Source organism: Streptomyces sp. NPDC054932 (assembly GCF_053610205.1).
Genome location: NZ_JBSGXU010000199.1, coordinates 1 through 14,742, shown reverse-complemented (window position 1 = coordinate 14,742; position 14,742 = coordinate 1). Strand labels below are relative to the sequence as shown.

Here is a 14,742-nt window from a genome sequence, read left to right as displayed (position 1 = left end):
GGGCGGGGGGGGGGCATCCCCCGCGCGCCCGGCCCCGTACGGCGAACTGCGATCAGGCGGCCGGACCGGCCTTCGCGGCGGCTCCGGCCAGGGCCTCCAGGTCGCTCCTGCGCACCCGGATCACCAGCAGGGCGGTCGCCAGGGCGAGGCCCGCCATGGCGACGGCCGCGTAGAACGCGGTGGAGATGCCGTGGGCGAGCACCAGGTCTCCCCAGGGGTCGGGCAGCAGCCCGGTCTCCTTGAATACGGCGATCTGCTCGGGGTCCGCCTGCGCCATGAAGGCCGGGACGTGCTTCGTCGTCTCGTCGCGGCTCGCCGTGCCGAAGACGGTGACCAGGATGGACAGGCCGAGCGAGCCGCCCACCTGCTGGCTGGCGTTGAGCAGTCCGGAGGCCGCGCCCGCCTCCTTCGGTGCCACGCCGGAGACGGCGGTGAGGGTGAGGGTCACGAAGTTGAGGCCCATCCCGAAGCCGAACAGCAGCATCGGCCCGAGCACTCCGGAGAGGTAGGAGCTGTCGGTCCGCAGGAAGGTCAGCCAGGCCAGTCCGGTCCCGGTGAGCGCGGACCCGATGACCATGAAGGGCTTGGGACCGAAGCGCGGCAGGAACCGCTGCGAGAGGCCGGCGGCGGTGACGATGGCGACCGTCACGGGCAGGAAGCCGAGCCCGGACTGGATCGGGGAGAAGCCCAGCACGTTCTGCACGAACTGGACGATGAAGAAGAACATGCCGAACATCGCCGCGGCGAGGCCGAGCATGATCACGTAAGTGCCGGTGCGGTTGCGGTCGGCGAACATGCGCAGCGGGATGATCGGCTCGCGGGCCCGCGACTCGATGACCACGAACAGTGCGAGCAGTACGAGGGCCGCGGCGAACGAGCCGAGCGTGTACGCGTCGCGCCAGCCGTCCTCCGAGGCGCGGATGAACCCGTACACGAGCGAGGCCATGCCACCGGTGGAGGTGAGGGCTCCGGCGATGTCGAAGCGGCCGGGGTGGCGCTCGGACTCGGTGATGTACAGCGGGGTCAGGACCGCGATCAGCACGCCGATCGGTACGTTGACGAAGAGGACCCAGCGCCAGTCGAGCCACTCGGTGAGCATGCCGCCGGTCAGCAGACCGATCGCGCCGCCGCCCGCGGAGACGGCTGCGAACACTCCGAACGCCCGGTTCCGCTCGGGGCCTTCGGCGAAGGTCGTGGTGATCAGGGCGAGCGAGGTCGGCGAGGCGATCGCGCCGCCGACCCCTTGCAGGGCGCGGGCCGCGAGCAGCTGCCAGGGCTCCTGGGCGAAGCCGCCGAGGAGGGAGGCCAGGGTGAAGAGCAGGATTCCGGCGAGGAACACCCGGCGCCGGCCCAGGATGTCGCCCGCCCGGCCGCCGAGCAGCAGCAGGCCGCCGAAGGTGAGGGTGTAGGCGCTCAGCACCCAGGAGAGGTCGGTGGTGGTGAAGTCGAGAGCGGTCTGGATGTGCGGGAGTGCGATGTTCACGATCGTCGCGTCGAGGACGACCATGAGCTGGCATGCGGCGATGACGGCGAGCGCCACTCCGGGGCGCCCCTCCCGGCGTGCCGCGCCCGGTATCCGGGGTGTGGCGAGTTGAGAGCTTGTCACTGAGGATCCCCCCAAAGTGAAATAGTGAACGCATTCGTTCACTGCGGCCCACGGTAGGAGCCGCTCCTTAGTGAACGCAAGCGTTCACTAAGGCTGAAAATATGTGCGCCGGACGCGCAAGCCGGTCGGAGGTGGAGAGATGGTGGGTTCGCGCTGGTCAGCCGCATCGCCGGGGCGCAGGCGCGGTCCGGAACTCGAACGGGCGATTCTCGACGCCGCGTTGGAGCAGCTGGGCACGGTCGGCTGGAACGCGCTCACCATGGAGGGGGTCGCGGTCGGTGCGCACACCGGCAAGGCCGCGCTCTACCGCCGCTGGCCCTCCAAGGCGGACCTGGTGGCCGAGGCGCTGCGGACCGACCTGCCGAGGATCGGTGACATTCCCGACTGTGGTTCGATCCGCGAGGATCTCCATCTGTTGTGCGTGCGCATGCGGGACGTCATGCATTCGCGCGCCGGTCAGGCCCTGCGGGCGCTGCTTCACGAATGCGATCACATGCACGCCGATCGGTTCCGTGGCGTGATCTGGTCGGGTCTGCACGAGCCGGCCCAGCGTCTGATCAGGGAGCTTGTGGGGCGCGGAATCGAGCGGGGGGATGTCCGGCCGGACGCGACTGGTCCGTTTGTCGTGGATGTCATTCCGGCCATGCTGATGTACCGCGCCAAGGTGTGCGGAAGCGAATGGGGAGATGCGGACATCGCGGCGTTGATCGACGAGGTGATGGTGCCGCTGCTCAGGGTGTGAGACGCGGCGGGGGCGGCGCGGGGCCCGCGCAGCGGGGTTCGTGAGCGATCGCGGGCGGGTCGGAGCCGGGCGGGGGTGTGCAGTCGGCCCGGGGCGGCGTAACCTTGCTGGCGCCATGCCGTACGAAGCACCCACCCACACCGTCGAACGCTCCCTCCGTGCAACCACCGGCGCCAAGGTCATCGCCGGGGTCGACGAAGTCGGACGAGGGGCCTGGGCCGGACCCGTCACCGTGTGTGCGGCGATCACCGGCCTGCGCCGGCCGCCCGCCGGTCTCACCGACTCCAAACTGCTCACCCCCAAGCGGCGCGATGCCCTGCTCGATGTCCTGGAGGGCTGGGTCACCGCGTACGCACTCGGGCACTCCTCGCCCGAGGAGATCGACGAACTGGGGATGACGGTCGCCCTGAGACTGGCGGCGGAGCGCGCGCTGAACGCCCTGCCGGTGCGGCCGGACGCGGTGATACTCGACGGCAAGCACGACTATCTCGGCCCGCCCTGGCGGGTTCGTACGGTGATCAAGGGCGACCAGTCCTGCATCGCCGTCGCCGCGGCCTCGGTCATCGCCAAGGTCCGCCGCGACCGCATGATGGCCGAACTCGGGGAACAGGGCGGTGGCATCGAGGACTTCGCCTTCGCCGCCAACGCCGGATACCCCTCGCCCGTGCACCGGGCGGCGCTGGAGGAGCTGGGGCCCACCCCCTACCACCGGCTCTCGTGGTCGTACCTGGACGCGCTGCCCCGGTGGCGCCACCTCAAGAAGGTGCGCCGCAGCGAGGAGTCGATGGAGCTGGAAAACGGAGGCCAACTCGGCTTCGATTTCTGATCGCACGCATGTGCCACCGACCGGTACGTTTCGTACCGGTGTTTGATAGATATCAACTCACGCCTCTCACCCCCGCCATCGAGGAGCCTCAGATTCACGAGAGTGCCCAGGGTCCCCGCGTCACGCCGGCCGCGAGCCGCACCGCGCAGACCCCCCGCCCTGTACCTGGTCCGCGTCCCGCCGCCGTACCGCGGCCCGGTCGCCCCGGTCCCGCCCCCGCAGCGGCAAGCCGCGCGGGAGGTGCCTCCAGGCCCGCACCGCCCGCGCAGCGTGCGCCGCAGGCCACCCCCGGACCCGTTCCCGCAGCGCCTGCCGCTGCTCCCACCGCACCGTCCGTCTCGGCGGCGGTGCCGCAGATCCAGCTGATCCCGGCCTCCGCCGAGGGTGCGCTGGACGCGGCCGAAGAGGCCGTGGACCTGCTGCTCGACACCGGGCGCGCGCCCGGCGACATCCTGGTGCTCACCAGCGGCGACCCGCACCCGTGGGCCGCGCACGAGCTGTCCTTCGGCGAGGCCGCGTACTGGGCCCTGCACGATGCCGGGGACGACGTCTTCTACGCGGACGCGGCGCAGGTCCAGCGCGCCGCCGGCCGTCCCGTCGTGGTCTTCGCGGTCAACGGCGGAGCGGTCGACACCGTCGCGGGTGCCCTGCCGGTCGCGCTCACCCGGGCGGGTGCGCTGCTGATCGTGTGCGGTGACCCGCAGCAGATCAACTCTGTGCTGGGTGCGGGCGTCTGACGCCCTGTACCCCGGTACGGGCGAGGGGCGGGGCGGGCCTTGAGCCGGCCCCGCTGGAGCCCGCGCCGGGGTCGAGCCGCAGTCCGTCGCCTGATCCGCCGTACGCCCGCTCCAGGGTGTACGGCCGTGAGGCATGCCCGCGGGCCGCCTGAGTGCGCCCGTGCGCGAGGCAGGGCCGTACGACGGGCAGTTGCACGGGGACCGGCCGTACGGGGACCGGCTGTACGGGGATCAGCGTGCGGCGGTCCGCCGCAGGGCCTCGACCGCGCCGCCCCCGGTGTGCAGGGCCAGTGGAGAGAACTCGGCCACGGTGTCGCCGAGGTGCTGGGGCTGTGAGTCGGAGCTCGGGCGCCGGCCGCCACGGCCCTCGCCCAGCACCTGCCAGCCCCCGCGGGTCAGCGTGATGTAGGCGCCGCAGCGCAGGCCGTGCAGGGTGCACGCGTCCCGCAGCCCCCACATCCACGCCCCGTCCTCCTCGGTCCACCGCTCGTCGCCCTCGCGGCAGTAGAGCAGCACCGCCGTCCGCACCGGGGTCCGTCGCCGCAGGTCGTGGGGAAGGACCCGGCGCAGCCGGGACAACAGGGCGTTGCGGTACTCCCAGCCGTCGGCCGAGACCGACCGCTGCACGAAGGAGGCGCTCGCGACGAGCTGCTCCTCCGGGCCCAGGACGGCGATCACCGCGGTCGAGGGCACGGGGCTGTGCCGGGAGTGCAGCCCGCTGACGACCTCGCGCGGATTGCGCAGCAGCGGAATCCCCGCAGCTGTCCATTCCGCCGGTTCCAGCAGTCTGCCGTGCCGGCTGGTGCCGCCGGTCGCTGTCGCCAGGGACGTGGTCGGGGGCGGCGCGAATCCGAAGGTCACGGTCCTCCCTTCGGGTACACGCCCGCGGACGGGCACGGTGGAGTCAGGGCGCGCCGCAGCGCGGCCCAGGAGGGTGCCGGGGAGCCGAGCGGGAGCACTCCAATTCTCGCGTGGCCACGGAGCGTGCGGCAACGAGCAATTGACGCCGCCGACCGGAATTCGCCGGTATGCCGTTCATATCCTTGCCCCGCCACGCCGTGGATGACGCATTCGGCTACCCCTGGAGCGCCAGCACCAGCGGGAACACCTCTTTTGCGCCTGCCCGGCGCAACAGCCGGGCGGCCACCGCGAGGGTCCAGCCGCTCTCCGCGCGGTCGTCCACGAGGAGCACGGGTCCTGCCGCCTCCGCCAGTGCCTCGGCCAGCGCCGGGGGCACGGTGAGGGCCTGGTGGAGCCCCCGCACCCGCTGTGCGCTGTTCGAGGCCACCGATCCGAACTCCGGGGCCTGGTCCGTGTACGCGACCGTGCCGAGCAGGGGCATCCGCCCGACCTCCGCGATCCGCGCGGCCAGCGAACCGATCAGCCGGGGGTGGCTGCGCGAGGGCAGGGCAACGACGCCCACCGGCCGGGCCGGTGCGTCCGCCGCTCCCGAGGCCCAGCCGCCGGGACCGCGGGCCCAGTCGGCCAGCACCGCGACCACGGCCTGCGCCACGTCGTCCGGAATCGGCTGGTCCGGAGCTTGCGGGGCGAGCATCGGGCGCAGCCGGTTGCCCCATCCGATGTCGGACAGCCGGCCCAGCGCCCGGCCCGTCGAGGCCTGCTCCCCGGCAGGGATGCGCCCCTTGAGGTCGACGCCGACCGCCGCGAGCCCGGTCGGCCACATCTTGCGCGGATCCAGCTCCACGCCCGGGCGGCCCAGCTCGCCGCGCGCGGTGTCCAGTGCGGTGGTGGAGACCTCCGCGGTGAACCGGGCCCCGGCGCAGTTGTCGCAGCGGCCGCAGGGGGCGGCCTCCTCGTCGTCGAGCTGGCGGCGCAGGAACTCCATCCGGCACCCGGTGGCCGCGGCGTAGTCGCGCATGGCCTGCTGCTCCGTGGCCCGCTGGCGGGCCACCCAGGCGTAGCGCTCGGCGTCGTAGGCCCACGGCTCGCCCGTCGAGGTCCAGCCGCCCTTGACGCGGTGCACGGCGCCGTCGACGTCGAGCACCTTGAGCATGGTCTCCAGCCGGGTGCGGCGCAGATCGACCAGCGGCTCCAGGGCGGGCAGCGACAGCGGTCGGCCTGCTTGTGCCAGGACGTCCAGCGTGCGGCGCACCTGCTCCTCCGGCGGGAAGGCCACCGACGCGAAGTACTGCCAGATCGCCTCGTCCTCCCGGCCGGGGAGCAGCAGGACCTCCGCGTGCTCCACGCCACGTCCGGCGCGGCCGACCTGCTGGTAGTAGGCGATGGGGGAGGAGGGCGAGCCCAGGTGCACCACGAAGCCGAGGTCGGGCTTGTCGAAGCCCATCCCCAGGGCGGAGGTGGCCACGAGCGCCTTGACCCGGTTCGCCTGGAGGTCGTCCTCGGCCTGCTGACGGTCGGCGTTCTCCGTCTTGCCGGTGTACGAGGCCACCGTGTGGCCCCGGTGGCGCAGGTACGCGGTGACCTCCTCGGCGGCCGCCACGGTCAGGGTGTAGATGATTCCCGAGCCGGGGAGGTCCCCGAGGTGATCGGCGAGCCAGGCCAGCCGGTGCGCCGCGTCGGGCAGCGTCAGCACCGCCAGGCTCAGGCTCTCGCGGTCCAGCGGGCCGCGCAGCACCAGCGCGTCCGTGCCGGCCCCGGTGCCCAGCTGTTCGGCGACGTCGGCGGTCACGCGGGCGTTGGCCGTGGCGGTCGTGGCGAGCACGGGGACGCCCGGCGGCAGGTCGGCCAGCATGGTGCGCAGCCGGCGGTAGTCGGGGCGGAAGTCGTGGCCCCAGTCGGAGATGCAGTGGGCCTCGTCCACCACGAGCAGGCCGGTGGCGGCGGACAGCTTGGGGAGCACCTGATCGCGGAAATCGGGGTTGTTGAGCCGCTCCGGGCTCACCAGCAGGACGTCGACCTCACCCGCCGCGACCTCGGCCTGGATCCCCTCCCACTCCTCGGGATTGGCGGAGTTGATGGTGCGGGCGCGGATCCCGGCACGGGCCGCGGCCTCGACCTGATTGCGCATCAGCGCGAGGAGCGGGGAGACGATCACGGTGGGTCCGGCGCCGCTCGCCCGCAGCAGCGAGGTGGCGACGAAGTACACCGCGGACTTGCCCCAGCCCGTGCGCTGCACCACCAGCGCCCGCCGCTTGTGCGCGACGAGGGCCTCGATCGCCCGCCACTGGTCCTCCCGCAACTTGGCGGCGCCCGTCGGGTCGCCCACGAGACGGGCCAGTACGGAGTCGGCCGAGGACCTCAGGTCTGCGTTCATGCCCCCATGCAACCCGATGCCTCCGACATCGCGCCAATGCGGCTCCGGACCTGTGGACAATGACGCCGGCAGTTATCCACAGGGCTTTCGGGATCGGATCATGCGCGGGACCTTCGTGGCATGACGAGCAACCACGAATCACGCACCCCGTCCGACCGGCCCTCCATCAGCCCGGCCGGAGCCACCACCGGACCTCAGGTCACCCTGCGCAGCCCGGCCGAACTGGCCGACGCACTGCCCTACATGCTCGGCTTCCACCCGAGTGACTCCCTCGTGATGGTCGCCGTGCACGGCGAGGGCGGACGCTTCGGCGGCCGGCTCCGCGTCGGGATCCCGGCCACGTCCGCGGAATGGGAGGACACCGCCCGCCAGGTCGCCGACTGCCTGATCCGGGGCAGCGAACGGCGCGGCGGCAAGCCCGACGGCATCGTCGTCTACCTGTGCCAGGAGCCGGGCGGGGAGGAGGGCGGCCGGGAGGTGATGAACCGGCTGCGGCCGCTCGCCCAGCGGATCCGGCTGGCCTGCGGCGCACTGGACGTACCCGTGCTGGAGGCCCTGTGCCTGTCCGCGGGACGCTTCTGGTCCTACGTCTGCCCCGACGAGCGGTGCTGCCCGGCCGAGGGCAGCCGGCTCGCCGCCGTCGGCACCTCGGTGCTGGCCGCTACGGCGACCTTTGCCGGGCTCCAGGTCCGGGGCACCCTCAAGGAGATCGAGGGCAGGCTGGCACCGCTGCGCGGAACCGTGGCCCGGGAAGCGGAAAGGGCCCTCGACAGGGCGGCGTCCGCCCTGATGCCGAGGATCCTCGACGGGGCCACGCGCGAGGAGGTCGGCGCCGAGACCATCGCCCTGGCACGGATCCTGATGCGGCGCATGACCCTGGCCCCGCCCGTCGAGGGCGGCGCCCACGCCGACGACTGGGACGACGCGCTGCTCGGCCACGACGAGGCCGCCTCACTGATCCTCGGCCTCCAGGACCGCGAGATCCGGGACATCGCGGCCGAGTGGATGGAGGACGAGGAGGCGGCCCCGGCCCTGCGGCTGTGGCGGGCCCTGGCCCGGCGCTGCGTCGGGGCGTACGGCGAGCACGCCGCGGCCCCGCTCACCCTCGCCGGGTGGGTCTCCTGGTCCACCGGCGACGAACCGACCGCCCGGATCGCCTTCGACCTGGCCCTGCGGGCGGACGCCGAATACCGCTTCGCCCAACTGCTCCACCACGCCTGCAACGAGGGGATCGACCCCGAGGGGCTGCGCCAGTGCCTGCGGGAGGAGCGGCGCCGCCGGGAGCCCCGGCGAGGGCGCCCCTCGGCCGGTACCCGCCCCTCGGCCGGTACCCGCCCTCCCGGCCGACGGGGCCGGACGAGCACCCGCCGCGGATCCCGCCGCACCGCGGGGAGCGACCAGTGAACGCGCACCGGCGCCCGCACAGCGGTCCGGGACGGCTGTTCAGGTGCGCCCCGGTCCTGGCCCGGTGGCGCGGGCTCCGCCGCGGGCACACCCGGCCGGGGCCCGGGCCCGTGACCCGGGCGGGGGCGGGGGCGTTCAGCTGGAGGGTGGTGGTGGCACGGCCGCGCCACCGCCCAGCTGAACCGTCCGGAGCGCAGACAAGGCGACACATGTCTCACCCCGCACCTCCCCGCCCACCCGTCGTGCCCGCCGCCCGCAGGTCCGAGCTGCCACCCGTGCACGGCGCCGTCATCTGTGTCGCCGCGCCCTGTCTGGTCATCTCGCCGGAGCACGGCCAGCTGACCGGGCAGGGGATCGACGGGATCTACCGGGCCGGGCGCCGGCTGCTCTCCCGCTGCGTGCTGCGTGTCGGCGGCCGGGACCCGGTCGCCGTGCAGGGGCGCAGCCTCGGCGCGGACCGGGCCGCCTTCACCGCGACCGTGCGCACCGGGGCCGAGCCCGGCCCCGACCCCGACATCGGTGTGGAACGGGTCCGGCACGCGGACGGCACCGAGCGGATCACCCTGCGCAGTTTCACCGCCCGGCCGGTACGGCTGCCCGTCGAGGTGCTGCTCGGCACCGACCTGGCGGAGCTGGCCGCGGTGGCCGCCGGAAGGGCCGGGCCGGAGCTGCCCGCCGGGGTGCACGCGGCGGGACTGCGCTGGAGCACCGGCGAGGCGCAGGCCGTGATCGCGGCCGATCCGCCGCCGGACGACGCGCTCGCCTCGGCGGGGCTGCTGCGCTGGCAGCTCGAACTGGGCCCCGGGGAATCCCGCACCATCGAGCTCCGGACCACCCAGCAAAGAGTGGAGCGGGCCACCGCCGGACAGGTGGCGAACCCGCTGGCCGACGCCCGGGCCGAAGGGGACGACCCGAGGGTCGACGCATGGTTCAGGGCCAGCGTCGAGGACCTGGGCGCCCTGCTCCTGCGCGACCCGGAGGAGCAGGGCGACGCCTTCGCCGCGGCGGGGGCGCCATGGCGGCTGGGCCTGGCCCCGGCGGAATCGCTCTGGGCCGCCCGGATGGCACTGCCGCTCGGGACCGGTCTCGCCGCGGCCACCCTGCGCATCCTGGCGCGGACCCAGAACGGGGAACGCGGGCCGGACCCCGGGAAGATCCCGGGCCCCCTGCGCGGAGCCGGCGCGCAGCTTCCGCCGGGGTGCACCGGCACCGAGGCGACCCTGGCGTTTCCCGCGGTGCTGGCCGAGGCCCGGCTCTGGGGCATGCCGGAGGAGGAAGTGGCCCGACTGCTCCCGGCCGCCGAGCGGTGCCTCGACTGGTTGCGCGCCGCGCTGGGGGAGGACGGGTTCCTGGCCGACCCCGACCCGGGTCCGCGGCGCTGCGAGACCCAGGCCCACGCCCACCGGGCCGCCGTGCTCGGCGCCGACCTGCTCGCCGCCTGCGGGCGGCCCGGCGCCGAGGAGTGGCGGGACCGGGCGGCCGCGCTGCGGGAGCGGTTCCGGGCCGCGTTCTGGACCGACGGCCCGGACGGCGGCCGGCCCGCTTCGGCACTGCACCCCGACGGGCGGCCGCTGCCGCGGCTGACGGGGGCCGCCGCGCACCTGCTGGACACCGGACTGCTCAGCGGCGGGCGACTTGCCCCGGGGCTCCTGGACCCGGCCCGCGCCGAGCAGCTGGCCCGGCTGCTCGGAGCCCCCGCGATGGATTCCGGATGGGGGCTGCGGAGCATGGCGGTCAAGGAGCCGGGGCACAACCCGTTCGGCCACCGCTCCGGGGCCGTGCGGGCGTACGAGAGCGCGGTGGCCGTGGCGGGCCTGGCCCGGGCGGGCTTCGAGAAGGAGGCCGCGGGCCTGCTCAGGGGCCTGCTGGATGCGGCGGAGTCCTTCGGGTACCGGCTCCCGGAGATGTTCGCCGCCGAGCAGCGCACTGCGGGCAGCGCCCCCGTGCCGCACCCGGCGGCCTGTCGCCCGGCTGCCGTGGCCGCGGCGGCCGGGGTTCACGCACTGACGGCCCTCGCCGGGATCCGGCCCGACGCCCCCGCGGGGACGGTTGCCCTCGTCCCTCTCCCGGGCGCGCCCCTGGGCGGGCTCAGACTTTCGGGTCTGCGGGTGGCGGGGGAGCCCTTCGCCGTCAGGATCAGCCGACTCGGCCTCGGCATGGTGGAGGAGGCGGCTGATGCGCTCCAGTTGGGAGGGTGAGCACCCGCGCCCGGCCGAGGCCGGACCGGCCGCTCGACCGGAGGCTCCCGGCCCCCGGGCAGTCTTCAAGGTCACCAAAGCGCTGTTTATCGTCAGGCAGACGACTATGATCGCGGCATGTCGCCCTACGACCCGTCGGCCTATCCGCCCTTTGCCGTCACTGTCGACCTGGTCGTGCTCACCGTGCGGCGCCACGCGCTCTGCGCGCTGGTCGTCCGTAGAGGTGAGCAGCCGTTCCAGGGGCGCTGGGCGCTGCCCGGAGGCTTCGTCCGCGAGGACGAGGACCTGGCGGGGGCCGCCGCCAGGGAGCTCTCCGAGGAGACCGGCCTCTGCGCGCACGACCCTGCCCTCCCCGGTGCGGGCAACGGGGCGCACCTCGAACAGCTGGCCACCTACGGTGATCCGAAGCGGGATCCGCGCATGCGCGTCGTCAGCGTGGCGCACCTGGTGCTGGCTCCGGACCTGCCTGCGCCCCGGGCGGGGGGCGATGCCAACAGTGCGCGCTGGGCCCCCGTCGACGAGGTGCTGGCCGACTCCGACGAGGGCGCCACGGGGCTCGCCTTCGACCATGCCCGGATCCTTGCCGACGGTGTGGAGCGGGCCCGTTCCAAGATCGAATACTCCTCGCTCGCCACCGCCTTCTGCCCGCCGGAATTCACCGTCGGCGAGCTGCGGCGGGTCTACGAGGCCGTCTGGGGCGTTTCCCTCGACCCGCGCAACTTCCACCGCAAGGTCACCGGCACTCCCGGCTTCCTGGTGCCGGCCGGAGGGACGACGACCCGTCAGGGCGGTCGCCCGGCCCAGCTGTTCCGCGCGGGCGGGGCCACCCTGCTCAACCCGCCGATGCTGCGCCCGGAGGTCTGACACCGCGGCACGCCGATCGCCGGCGGCAGTATCGGCATTCCATCGGACCGGTTGCGTCGAAAATCGGACATATCGCGTTATCTTGCTTGCGGTACCCACCCTGCCGCTGAGCGGTCTCACCCCCCGCGAGAGAAGCGATGCTCCAGGCCATCGGACTCACCAGCAAGCCCCGCCCCGACGCCCCGCCCCTCATCGACGACCTCACCTTCGAGGCCCGCCCGGGGCATGTGACCGCCCTGCTCGGCGAGCCGGGTTCGGGCAAGACCACCGCACTGCGGCTCATGCTCGAACTCGAACCGGGCCGCGGAGTCACCTACTTCCGCGGTCGCGCGCTGCACCGCATCCCGCACCCCGGCCGGGAGGTCGGCGTGCTCCTCGGCGACGTCCCCGGCAATCCCGCACGGACCGTCCGCAACCAGCTGCGCATGCTCTGCGCCGCCGCCGGGGTGCCGGCCTCCCGGGCCGACACCATGCTGGAGGTCGTCGGCATCGCCGGGCTGCGGGACCAGCGGCTCGGCTCGTTGTCGCTCGGCATGGAGCGCCGGGTCGCGCTGGCCTCGGCGCTGCTCGCCGATCCCTGCACCCTGCTGCTCGACGAGCCCGGCGCCGGACTCTCCCCGCGCGAACGCGGCTGGCTGCACGGGCTGCTGCGCGGCCATGCCTCCCTCGGCGGCGCGGTGCTCTTCACCACCGATGACGCCAAGGAGGCCGCCCGCAGCGCGGACCGCGTCGTCAGCATCGACGCGGGCCGGCTCGTCGCGGACCAGGACGCAGCCGAGTTCGCGCGAACCCGGCTGCGGCCGCGGGTCGCCGTGCGCACCCCGCACGCGGCCCGGCTGGCCGACGTGCTGGGCCGCGAGGCCCGGGCCGCCCAGCGCGCCGTGGAGATCGTCGCCGAGAGCGGCAGCCGCCTGTCGGTCTACGGCAGCAACTGCGCCGAGATCGGCGAGGCGGCCTTCCGCAACGGCGTGCTGGTCCACCAGCTCGCCGACGAGACCGGCGACGCCGGCGCACCGAAGGCGCCGGTCCCGGCCGCCCGCACCGAGGCCACGGCTGCGCCGGAGCCCGGTCCCGCCCTCGCCGGGGCCTCCGGCGAACACCCCCGGCAGGTCCGCGCCGGGCGCCCGGCCTCGACCGTGCGCCGCGTGGGCGGCCCGCTGCGGCCGCTGCGCTACGAGTTGCTCCGGGTCTTCGGCACCGCCACCCCCCTCCTCACCGCAGCCCTCGTCATCACCGTCTCCGTCCTCACCGCCCTGGTGCTGGCCCGGACCGGGCAGACCCCGCAGAACCGGCTGCTCGCCGCCTGGCCCGAGCTGCTGCCGCTGCCGCCCGCCGCCCTCGGCGCGGGGCTGCTCGGCGCGCTGGCCTTCGGTGAGGAGTACCGCTACCCCGCACTCGCCGCCGACCGCGGCACGGTGCCCCGCCGGATGGGGCTGCTCACCGCCAAGCTGGGCATCTGCGCCGCCCTCGCCCTGATGCTGGGCGCCCTGACGGTGACCGCCGATGCCGCCGCCCTCGCGCTGGTCTTCGACGGCGCACCGCTGCGCACTCCCGTGGAGTGGCTCTCCCCGGCCGCGAGTTGGGCCGGGCTGCTCATCGGCTGCGCCTGGGCCGGCGTACTGGCCTCCGGGGTCTTCCGGTCCGCGACCGCAGGCCTGGCCGCGGTGCTCGCCGTACCGGTGATGGTGGTTCCGCTGGTGCGCAAGGCGCTGGAGGGCTCGTCCGCGTACCCGTCGACCGGGCTCGGGCCCCGGTTGCGCGGCCTGACCTGGGGGCAGTGGCCGCCGGAGGCCGACCGCCTGTTGGCAGGGGCTCTCCGGGTGATGGCCCAGCCCGTCGGGACCGCACTGGTCCTGTCGCTGATGGTCCTGTTGTGCGCCTATGGGTTCACCGGACTGCGCAGCAGGGTCCGTTGGTGATCGTTCAGGTGCAGGAGAAGTCGCGGACGGGACCGTTGCGGTCCGTGTCACGTCAAGCAGACCGCAACTCCCCGCAAAAGGCCCGGTTCTTTACGATAAGTCGTCAATTGCGTAGGTGGCACCGATCACCCTTTCGTGTGCTTTTCACCAAAGACCTCAAGGGTCGTGGAGGCACGGCCGACAAAGGATTCGTGAGTACCCTTGCGCACACCATGATGACCGCCGCCCGCCATGCCGACTCCGGCCTCGCCGGCCCGGGCGAACTCGACCGCTACCCCTACGCGGAGACCCCAGGGTCCGACCGCGTCGGAGCACCCCACTGGGACGGTGCCGACGTCGAGTTGAGCCGAGTGGGCCGCCGCGCGGCAGGCAGCCGCGGACGCGGACTGCACGGCCAACTCGTCCAGCAGCTCGGCCAGATGATCGTTTCCGGCGATCTCGGCGCGGACCGCCCGCTGGTCCCCGAGGAGATCGGCCAGCGTTTCGAGGTCTCCCGTACGGTCGTCCGCGAATCCCTGCGGGTCCTGGAGGCCAAGGGCCTCGTCAGCGCCCGCCCCAACGTCGGCACCCGGGTCCGCCCCGTCGCCGACTGGAACCTGCTCGATCCCGACATCATCGAATGGCGCGCCTTCGGCCCCCAGCGCGACGACCAGCGCCGCGAGCTCGGTGAGCTCCGCTGGACCATCGAGCCGCTCGCCGCCCGCCTCGCCGCCGGCCACGGCCGGCCGGACATCCAGCAGCGGCTCGCCGACATGGTCGAGATCATGGGCCACGCGCTCGGCCAGGGCGACGCGATCACCTTCGCGCGCGCCGACAACGAGTTCCACGCCCTCCTCATCCAGGTCGCCGGCAACCGCATGCTGGAGCACCTCTCCGGCATCGTCTCCGCCGCCCTCCAGGTCTCCGGCAGCCCGATCACTGCCTGCGACCGCCCGAGCGAGACCTGCGTCGCGCACCACGCGCGGATGGTCGAGGCTCTCGCCGCGGGCGACGCGGTGGGCGCCGAGAACGCCATGCGCCAGCTCCTGACGGTTCATCCGGAGGTCGAGCGCGTGGTTCCCGCCCCGCGCGAGCACTGACGGGCGGACGCGCGGGGGCGCGGGGGTGCAGGACGTGGGGGCGGGCCCGGGGGGGTGCGGCGGCACCCGCGGGTGGGCCGCTTGCGACCCACATACGCGGCGGTTTAGCCCCCGCGGGACGCCCCGGACGGC

The 14,742-nt window shown here is 74.0% G+C and carries 11 protein-coding genes; 8 read left to right on the top strand and 3 right to left on the bottom strand.

Annotated features, from left to right (window positions below; translation table 11 throughout):
• Window positions 1–52: 52 nt before the first annotated feature.
• Window positions 53–1,606, bottom strand: a complete 1,554-nt coding sequence (locus tag ACWGE1_RS34525) for an MFS transporter (protein ID WP_453424408.1) — start codon at window positions 1,604–1,606, stop codon at window positions 53–55.
• 139 nt (window positions 1,607–1,745) lie between these two features.
• Here ACWGE1_RS34525 and ACWGE1_RS34520 point away from each other — a divergent pair, with 139 nt between their 5' ends.
• The 3 genes from ACWGE1_RS34520 (at window position 1,746) to ACWGE1_RS34510 (ending at window position 3,911) form a co-directional block, all read left to right on the top strand.
• Window positions 1,746–2,348, top strand: coding sequence for a TetR/AcrR family transcriptional regulator (locus tag ACWGE1_RS34520; protein WP_453424407.1), 603 nt, complete (start codon window positions 1,746–1,748; stop codon window positions 2,346–2,348).
• A gap of 115 nt (window positions 2,349–2,463) precedes the next feature.
• Entirely contained in the window at window positions 2,464–3,174 is a 711-nt protein-coding gene (locus ACWGE1_RS34515) for a ribonuclease HII (RefSeq protein ID WP_453424406.1), read from the top strand.
• 8 nt (window positions 3,175–3,182) lie between these two features.
• The gene (locus ACWGE1_RS34510) at window positions 3,183–3,911 is read left to right on the top strand and encodes a hypothetical protein (RefSeq protein ID WP_453424405.1); all 729 of its coding nucleotides are present in this window, start codon (window positions 3,183–3,185) and stop codon (window positions 3,909–3,911) included.
• Window positions 3,912–4,142: 231 nt separating this feature from the next.
• Here ACWGE1_RS34510 and ACWGE1_RS34505 read toward each other — a convergent pair whose 3' ends face one another.
• Window positions 4,143–4,772 carry a hypothetical protein gene (locus tag ACWGE1_RS34505; protein ID WP_453424404.1) on the bottom strand — a complete coding sequence of 210 codons (630 nt, stop codon included), beginning with the start codon at window positions 4,770–4,772 and terminating at the stop codon, window positions 4,143–4,145.
• Window positions 4,773–4,986: 214 nt separating this feature from the next.
• A complete protein-coding gene (locus tag ACWGE1_RS34500) occupies window positions 4,987–7,146 on the bottom strand; it encodes a RecQ family ATP-dependent DNA helicase (protein ID WP_453424403.1) in 2,160 nt (719 codons plus the stop codon).
• A gap of 120 nt (window positions 7,147–7,266) precedes the next feature.
• On the opposite strand from ACWGE1_RS34500, the gene ACWGE1_RS34495 reads away from it, so the two are divergent.
• The 5 genes from ACWGE1_RS34495 (at window position 7,267) to ACWGE1_RS34475 (ending at window position 14,610) form a co-directional block, all read left to right on the top strand.
• The gene (locus tag ACWGE1_RS34495; RefSeq protein WP_453424402.1) at window positions 7,267–8,550 is read left to right on the top strand and encodes a DUF4192 domain-containing protein; all 1,284 of its coding nucleotides are present in this window, start codon (window positions 7,267–7,269) and stop codon (window positions 8,548–8,550) included.
• A 209-nt stretch (window positions 8,551–8,759) separates the two neighbouring features.
• The gene (locus ACWGE1_RS34490; RefSeq protein ID WP_453424401.1) at window positions 8,760–10,748 is read left to right on the top strand and encodes an amylo-alpha-1,6-glucosidase; all 1,989 of its coding nucleotides are present in this window, start codon (window positions 8,760–8,762) and stop codon (window positions 10,746–10,748) included.
• 117 nt (window positions 10,749–10,865) lie between these two features.
• Window positions 10,866–11,612 carry an NUDIX hydrolase gene (locus tag ACWGE1_RS34485; RefSeq protein ID WP_453424400.1) on the top strand — a complete coding sequence of 249 codons (747 nt, stop codon included), beginning with the start codon at window positions 10,866–10,868 and terminating at the stop codon, window positions 11,610–11,612.
• Between the two features lie 137 nt (window positions 11,613–11,749).
• Window positions 11,750–13,531 carry an ATP-binding cassette domain-containing protein gene (locus ACWGE1_RS34480; RefSeq protein WP_453424399.1) on the top strand — a complete coding sequence of 594 codons (1,782 nt, stop codon included), beginning with the start codon at window positions 11,750–11,752 and terminating at the stop codon, window positions 13,529–13,531.
• A 191-nt stretch (window positions 13,532–13,722) separates the two neighbouring features.
• Window positions 13,723–14,610 (top strand): FadR/GntR family transcriptional regulator, encoded by an 888-nt coding sequence (locus ACWGE1_RS34475; RefSeq protein WP_451660308.1) that lies wholly within the window; start codon window positions 13,723–13,725, stop codon window positions 14,608–14,610.
• The last annotated feature ends 132 nt before the right edge of the window (window positions 14,611–14,742 follow it).

Coding starts and splice junctions, on each gene's coding strand:
- ACWGE1_RS34520 (WP_453424407.1), top strand. CDS start 1,746: ATGGTGGGTTCGCGCTGGTCAGCCGCATCGCCGGGGCGCAGGCGCGGT.
- ACWGE1_RS34515 (WP_453424406.1), top strand. CDS start 2,464: ATGCCGTACGAAGCACCCACCCACACCGTCGAACGCTCCCTCCGTGCA.
- ACWGE1_RS34510 (WP_453424405.1), top strand. CDS start 3,183: ATGTGCCACCGACCGGTACGTTTCGTACCGGTGTTTGATAGATATCAA.
- ACWGE1_RS34500 (WP_453424403.1), bottom strand. CDS start 7,146: ATGAACGCAGACCTGAGGTCCTCGGCCGACTCCGTACTGGCCCGTCTC.
- ACWGE1_RS34495 (WP_453424402.1), top strand. CDS start 7,267: ATGACGAGCAACCACGAATCACGCACCCCGTCCGACCGGCCCTCCATC.
- ACWGE1_RS34490 (WP_453424401.1), top strand. CDS start 8,760: ATGTCTCACCCCGCACCTCCCCGCCCACCCGTCGTGCCCGCCGCCCGC.
- ACWGE1_RS34485 (WP_453424400.1), top strand. CDS start 10,866: ATGTCGCCCTACGACCCGTCGGCCTATCCGCCCTTTGCCGTCACTGTC.
- ACWGE1_RS34480 (WP_453424399.1), top strand. CDS start 11,750: ATGCTCCAGGCCATCGGACTCACCAGCAAGCCCCGCCCCGACGCCCCG.